The organism is Nocardioides pelophilus (assembly GCF_014180685.1).
Lineage (GTDB): Bacteria > Actinomycetota > Actinomycetes > Propionibacteriales > Nocardioidaceae > Nocardioides > Nocardioides pelophilus.
Genome location: NZ_JACEHF010000211.1, coordinates 1 through 6,452 on the forward strand (window position 1 = coordinate 1; position 6,452 = coordinate 6,452).

The following is a 6,452-nucleotide window of genomic DNA, read 5'->3' on the forward strand; positions in this document are numbered from 1 at the left end:
GCCCCGCCGGCCATCGCGGCACCGCCGGTCGGACCCCAGTCGAGGCGGACGTCGTAGGCCACCTGCCCGTGGGCGGCCGCCGGCCCCGCACTCCTCATTGACGGAGGCGGAGGGCCGTCCGACACTGGGTCGAAGGTCTCGGGGTCACCGGTCATGCCACATCGATACACGATGCGGTCGAGACGAGGCACTCATGCACACGACGGACGACCTGCTCCGGGAGATCGAGACGCTGAGGGCGGAGGTGCGCGCGCTGCGCGCAGCCGTGGGACGTTCGCCCGCTCCCCCGGCCGAACCGCCTCCGCCGGCGACCAACCGACGCCAGCTGCTGACGTTGGCCGCCGCCGGAGTCGGCGGGGCGGGGCTGGCCGCCCTGGCTCCGGCCGCTCCCGCCGCGGCCGCCAACGGCCAGGCGCTGGTTCTCGGCAACAACGGCGGCCAGGACGCCACCCTCCCGACCGGTGTCGCGGTCCTCGGCAACGGGGCGGGGTACGGGCTGACGTTCACCGACAACGGCGGCGGTCCCTTCCCGCTCCCGTCGGCGATCGTCGGGCACGCCCGCGGCTTCGGCGGACCCGCCAACTTCTCCACGGGCATCCTCGGCTTCGCCCAGGACGGTGCGTTCTACGGCGTCGTCGGCGACTCGGTGCGCTGCGGCGTGCGGGGGATCGCTCGCGGGGCCGCGGACAACGGCTGGCCCGGGGTACTCGGCGAGAACCTGCTCGGCGTCGGCGTACGCGGCGAGGGCGGCACCGACGGCGTCGTCGGCTACGGCCAGATCTCGGGTGTGCGCGGCACGACCCCCTCCCGCGGCACCCCGGCGCTGCAGGCCTCCGCGGAGTCCGGGCTGCTCGCCCTCGACGGGGCCCAGAAGGCACCTCCCGTCGCGGGCGCCGCCTACCGCCGGGGCGACCTGCTCTCCGACAGGGACGGCAGCGGCATCTGGGCGTGCGTCGTGTCCGGCAACCCGGGCGTCTGGCGCAAGCTGGCCGGCCCGGGGACCGCGGGCGCGTTCCACGCCATCGACGGCGGCCGGGCCTACGACTCCCGCACCGCCGGCGCCGGCGGCCGGCTCACGGGCGGCACCACCCGGACCATCGCCATCCCGACGTCGCTGGCCCCGGCCGGCTCGCTGGCCGTCACCTACCTGCTCACGGTCCGCGGCACCCTCGGCTCCGGCGGGCTCACGGTCTACCCGGCGAACCGTCCGCGCCCGTTGATCCAGTCGGCGATCTGGTACGCCGCCAACCAGTCCTTCGTCGTGGGAGGGGTGACCAGGCTCGGCCCGGGCCGGGAGGTGCGGGTCTTCACCACGGCCGGGTCGACGCACATCACCCTCGACATCACGGGCTACTACCGCTGAGCCCCTGAAGCAGGGGTCAGCCCGGCAGCACCCGGCGCAGGAACTCCCGGGTCCGCGGCTGCTCGGGCGCGACCAGCACCTGCTCCGGCGGACCCGACTCGACGATCCGGCCGCCGTCGAGGAAGCAGACCCGGGTGGCGACGTCGCGGGCGAACGCCATCTCGTGGGTCGCGAGCACCATCGTCGTGCCGCCCTCGGCCAGGTCGCGCACGATGGCGAGCACGTCGCCGACCAGCTCGGGGTCGAGCGCCGCGGTGATCTCGTCGAGCAGCAGCAGCCGTGGGCTGGTGCACAGCGCCCGCACCAGCGCCGCCCGCTGCTGCTGGCCGCCGGACAACCGGTCCGGGTGCTTGTCGACGTGCTCGCCGAGACCGAACCGTTCGAGCAGCTCGCGCGCGGTCGCCTCCGCCTCGGCCTTCGACCGGCCGTGCACCTTCCGCGGCGCGAGGGTGCAGTTGGCGAGCACCGACAGGTGCGGGAAGAGGTTGTAGGCCTGGAACACCATGCCGATCGACTGCCGCACCTCGCGCGGGTCGACCAGCGGGTCGGAGATCTCGCGTCCCTCGAACTCGATGACGCCGTCGTCGACGTCCTCGAGCAGGTCGAGGCAGCGCAGCAGGGTGGACTTGCCCGAGCCGGAGGAGCCGATCAGGCAGACCACGTCGCCGGTCTCGACGGTCAGCGAGACGCCGTCGAGCACCACGCGGTCGCCGTACGACTTGCGCACGTCGCGGACCTCGATCACCGGCACCCTCAGCTGGGGTGAGCTCACAGGACACCCGCCCGCTCGCGCCGGGCGACCCGAGCCGCCAACCAGTCGCACAGCCGCGCCAGCGGCACCGTCATCGCGACGAAGAAGCAGGCGACCACGACGTACGGCGTGTAGTTGAAGTTGAAGTTGGCGTAGTCGCGCGCGGTGAAGAGCGCGTCGAAGATCGACACCGACGCGACCAGGGCGGTGTCCTTCTGCAGCGAGACGAAGTCGTTGAGCAACGGGGGTACGACGCGGCGCACGGCCTGCGGCACCACGACGTGGCGCATCGTCTGGCCACGGGAGAGCGCGAGCGCCTCGGCGCTCAGGACCTGGGAGGGGTGGACCGACTCGATGCCGGAGCGGAACACCTCGGCGACGTAGGCCGAGTAGGAGATCACGAGCGCGACGGTCGCCCAGAAGAAGCTGCTGTCGGGGACGCCCTGGAGCTCCAGCGCCGGCATGCCGAAGGCGAAGAGGAAGACGAGGAGCAGGGTCGGTACGCCGCGGACCACGTCGGTGTAGACGACGGCCAGCCCCCGCACCGGCACCAGCCACGGCGAACGCGAGCTGCGCACGATCGCCAGCGCGAGCCCCAGCACCAGGATCAGCGGCTCCGCGATGAGGAACATCTTCACGTTGATCCAGAAGCCGTCGACGATCGCGGGCAGCGACTCCCGCGCGTGGAACCCGTCGAAGAACGACTCGCGCACCCGGGGCCACCCCGGCGAGAGGAGCACGACGGCCGCGAGCCCCCCGATCACGACGACGGTCGCGAGCGAGGCCGCGGCCACCCGGCGTCGGGAGAGCCGGGCGCGGACCCGGCGTCGCTCGAGCTCGCGGTCGCTCGGCGACCAGCCCGGCGCTTCCGGGGCGCTCACTGCAGCTCGGGCACGCTCACGACGTCGGACAGCCACTGCTGCTCGATGTCCGCGAGGGTGCCGTCCTCCTTGAGCGTCTCGAGCGCCAGGTTGACGCACGGGAGCAGCTCGCTGCCCTGCTCGAAGAGCAGTCCGAACTCCTCGGTCTCGCCGCCCTCGACCTGGAACTGGCCGACGAGCGTGGAGTCCGGGATCTCGACGGCGCTGATGTAGAACGCCGTCGGCAGGTCGGCGACGATCGCGTCGAGCTGGCCGTTGAGGAGCTGCTGCTTGGCCACGTTGGTGTCGTCGAGGACGGCCGGGTCCTGGTCGGGCTGGATCACCTCGCGGATCGCGGTCAGCGACGTGGTGCCGGTCTGGGCGCCGATCTTGAGGCCCTTGAGGTCCTCGAGGCTGGTGGCCTCGGCGGCCGGGGTGCCCTTGAGCGCGATGACCGCCTGGGCGGCGGAGTAGTAGCCCTCGGAGAAGTCGACGACCTCGTCCCGCTCGGGCGAGATCGAGACCTGGTTGATGTCGAAGTCGAAGTCCTTCTCGCCCGGCTTGGCCAGGCTGTTGAAGCCGACCTTGATCCACTCGACCTGGTCCTTCTCGAAGCCGAGCTCCTCGGCGAGGGCGTACGCGACGGCCGACTCGAAGCCCTTGCCGTTGGTCGGGTCGTTGTCCGAGAACCACGGTTCGTAGGCCGGGGAGTCGGTGCCGATGGTGAGCACGCCCTCCTTCTGGAGTGCCAGGTCCTCGACCGCGCACTCGTCGGCCTCGGCGACGTCGCCGGTGCGGTCCTCGGCCTTCTCCTCGGCGGCGCACGCGGTCGCGGCGACGGCGAGGACGGCGGTGGCGACGGCGGCGAGCGAGCGGTGGCTGAGGTGCAGGCGCATGGCGGGATCGTAGCGACGCAACCGGGCCGATGGTGGGCCACGTCACGAGCCGGAGGCTTGCAACTCGTTGCATAGGTGGGCGACACTCCTGCCATGGCCCTCGAGCACGCCCTCCTCGTCGCGCTGCGCGAGCAGCCGGCCTCGGGGCTGGAGCTCGCCCAGCGCTTCAGCCGGTCGATCGGCTTCTTCTGGAGCGCCACCCACCAGCAGATCTACCGGGTGCTCGGCCGGATGGAGTCCGACGGCTGGGTCCGGGTCGAGACCGTCGCCCAGCAGGGACGCCCCGACAAGAAGGTGTACGACGTCACGCCGCTCGGCGAGATCGCGCTCGCCGACTGGTTGGCCGAGCCGACCCCGGACAGCCCCCTGCGCAGCGACCTCGCGGTCAAGCTGCGGGGCGCGTCGTTCGGCGACCGGGAGGCCGTGCTGGAGTCGGTGCGCGCGCGACTGGTCGACCACCACACCCGGCTCGAGCACTACCGGCAGCTGATGAAGCGGGACTGCCCCGAAACCCCTGGCAGGACCGACCTGGGCGGGCTCGAGCTCGACCAGTACCTCGTGCTCCGCGGCGGCATCCTCATGGAGGAGACCTGGATCGCGTGGCTCACCGAATACCTGGAGGCACACCAGTGACTGTTCCCTCGACCGACCCAGCGACGGCGTACCCCCACCTGCTGGCGCCGCTGACCCTCGGCCCGCTCACGCTGCGCAACCGCGTGGTGATGGGCTCGATGCACACCGGTCTCGAGGACAGCGCGCTCAACACCGGCAAGCTCGCGGCGTACTTCGCCGAGCGCGCCCGCGGCGGCACCGGCCTGATCATCACCGGCGGCTACTCCCCCAACAAGCGGGGTTGGCTCAAGCCGCTGGCGTCGGAGATGACCAGCCGGCTGCAGGCGATGCGGCACCGTGAGATCACCGGAGCGGTGCACGCCGAGGGCGGCGCGATCGCGATGCAGGTCCTGCACGCCGGCCGCTACGGCTACCACCCGCTCAGCGTGAGCGCGTCGAACCGGAAGTCGCCGATCACCCCGTTCCGGCCGAGCGCGCTGTCGACCAAGGGCGTCGACCGCACCGCCTCCGACTTCGCCGACGCGGTCGCGCTCGCGCAGAAGGCCGGCTACGACGCGGTCGAGATCATGGGGTCCGAGGGCTACCTGATCAACCAGTTCCTCGTCGCCCGCACCAACGACCGCACCGACGCGTGGGGCGGTTCGGCCGAGAAGCGGATGCGCTTCCCCGTCGAGATCGTGCGCCGTGCGCGCGAGCTGGTCGGTGGCGACTTCCCGATCATCTACCGGATCTCGCTGCTCGACCTGGTCGAGGACGGCCAGACCTGGGAGGAGACGATCGAGCTCGCCCACCTGCTGGAGGACGCCGGCGTCACCGTGCTCAACACCGGCATCGGCTGGCACGAGGCGCGGGTGCCGACGATCATCACCCAGGTGCCGCGCGCCGCGTGGCGCGACTACACCGCGCGACTGAAGGCCGAGGTGTCGGTGCCGGTCTGCGCGTCCAACCGGATCAACACCCCCGAGACCGCCGAGGAGATCCTCGCTTCGGGCGACGCCGACCTGGTGTCGATGGCGCGGCCGCTGCTCGCCGACCCCGAGTTCGTCAACAAGGCGGCCGCGGGCCGCGCCGACGAGATCAACACCTGCATCGCCTGCAACCAGGCCTGCCTCGACCACGTGTTCAAGAACCAGAAGGCGTCCTGCCTGGTGAACCCGCGGGCCTGCCACGAGACGACGCTCGTGCTCCGCCCGACCCGGGTCCGGAAGTCGGTCGCCGTCGTCGGAGCCGGCCCCGCCGGGCTGGCCACCGCGGTCTCCGCCGCCGAGCGCGGCCTCGCGGTGACGCTGTTCGAGAAGTCCGAGGACCTCGGCGGGCAGTTCAAGCTCGCCATGCAGGTCCCCGGCAAGGAGGACTTCCGCGACACGCTCCGCTACTACCGGCGCCGGCTCGAGGTGCTCGGCGTCGACGTGCGGCTCGGCGCGGAGGCGACCGAGGCCGACCTGGCGTCGTACGACGAGGTCGTGCTGGCCACCGGGGTGCGGCCGCGGGTCCCCGCGATCCCGGGCGTCGACCACCCGCGCGTGCTGCGCTACGACCAGGTCCTGTCGGGCGAGGTGGTGCCGGGGCGCCAGGTGGCGGTGATCGGCGCCGGCGGCATCGGCGTCGACATGTCGGTGTGGCTGACCCACGACCCAGGCGCCCTTCGAGACGCCTCGTCCCTCGGCTCCTCAGGAACCGAAAGCCTCGGGGAGTGGATGGCCCACTGGGGCGTCGCCGACCCGAGCCTGCACCGCGGCGGGCTGACCGAGCCGAAGCCACGCGCGCCGCAGCGCGAGGTCACCCTGATCCAGCGCAAGACCACCCCGATCGGCATCGGGCTCGGCAAGACGTCGGGCTGGGCGCACCGGGCGGTGCTCAAGCAGTCCGAGGTGCGCCAGGTCCGCGGTGCGTCGTACGACCGGATCGAGCCGACCGCGTCGGGCGAGCGGCTGCGCCTCCACCTGACCGTCGACGGCGCTCCGGAGGTGATCGAGGTCGACCACGTGGTGCTGTGCGCCGGCCAGGAC

The 6,452-nt window shown here is 72.3% G+C and carries 6 protein-coding genes; 3 read left to right on the forward strand and 3 right to left on the reverse strand.

Going from position 1 to position 6,452, the window contains the following annotated elements:
- Positions 1-193: 193 nt before the first annotated feature.
- Entirely contained in the window at positions 194-1,363 is a 1,170-nt protein-coding gene (locus tag H0488_RS21210; protein ID WP_183101202.1) for a hypothetical protein, read from the forward strand.
- Positions 1,364-1,379: 16 nt separating this feature from the next.
- Here H0488_RS21210 and H0488_RS21215 read toward each other — a convergent pair whose 3' ends face one another.
- Genes H0488_RS21215 through H0488_RS24400 form a run of 3 tightly spaced genes read right to left on the reverse strand, consistent with a single transcriptional unit; the run spans position 1,380 to position 3,870 of the window.
- Entirely contained in the window at positions 1,380-2,135 is a 756-nt protein-coding gene (locus H0488_RS21215; RefSeq protein ID WP_312856469.1) for an amino acid ABC transporter ATP-binding protein, read from the reverse strand.
- A complete protein-coding gene (locus H0488_RS24395) occupies positions 2,132-2,995 on the reverse strand; it encodes an amino acid ABC transporter permease (protein WP_312856470.1) in 864 nt (287 codons plus the stop codon). The genes H0488_RS21215 and H0488_RS24395 overlap by 4 nt, the downstream gene beginning before the upstream one ends.
- Positions 2,992-3,870 (reverse strand): ABC transporter substrate-binding protein, encoded by an 879-nt coding sequence (locus tag H0488_RS24400; protein ID WP_246372636.1) that lies wholly within the window; start codon positions 3,868-3,870, stop codon positions 2,992-2,994. Before H0488_RS24400 ends, H0488_RS24395 begins: the two co-directional genes overlap by 4 nt.
- Before the next feature lie 93 nt (positions 3,871-3,963).
- On the opposite strand from H0488_RS24400, the gene H0488_RS21225 reads away from it, so the two are divergent.
- A complete protein-coding gene (locus H0488_RS21225; RefSeq protein WP_183101203.1) occupies positions 3,964-4,503 on the forward strand; it encodes a PadR family transcriptional regulator in 540 nt (179 codons plus the stop codon).
- A partial coding sequence (locus H0488_RS21230) for an NADPH-dependent 2,4-dienoyl-CoA reductase (RefSeq protein ID WP_183101204.1) occupies positions 4,500-6,452 on the forward strand: 1,953 nt, incomplete at its 3' end. The genes H0488_RS21225 and H0488_RS21230, both read left to right, overlap by 4 nt.

What these genes read in the sequence shown, in the direction of transcription:
- H0488_RS21210 (WP_183101202.1), top strand. Translation starts at nt 194, where the DNA reads ATGCACACGACGGACGACCTGCTCCGGGAGATCGAGACGCTGAGGGCG.
- H0488_RS24400 (WP_246372636.1), bottom strand. Translation starts at nt 3,870, where the DNA reads ATGCGCCTGCACCTCAGCCACCGCTCGCTCGCCGCCGTCGCCACCGCC.
- H0488_RS21225 (WP_183101203.1), top strand. Translation starts at nt 3,964, where the DNA reads ATGGCCCTCGAGCACGCCCTCCTCGTCGCGCTGCGCGAGCAGCCGGCC.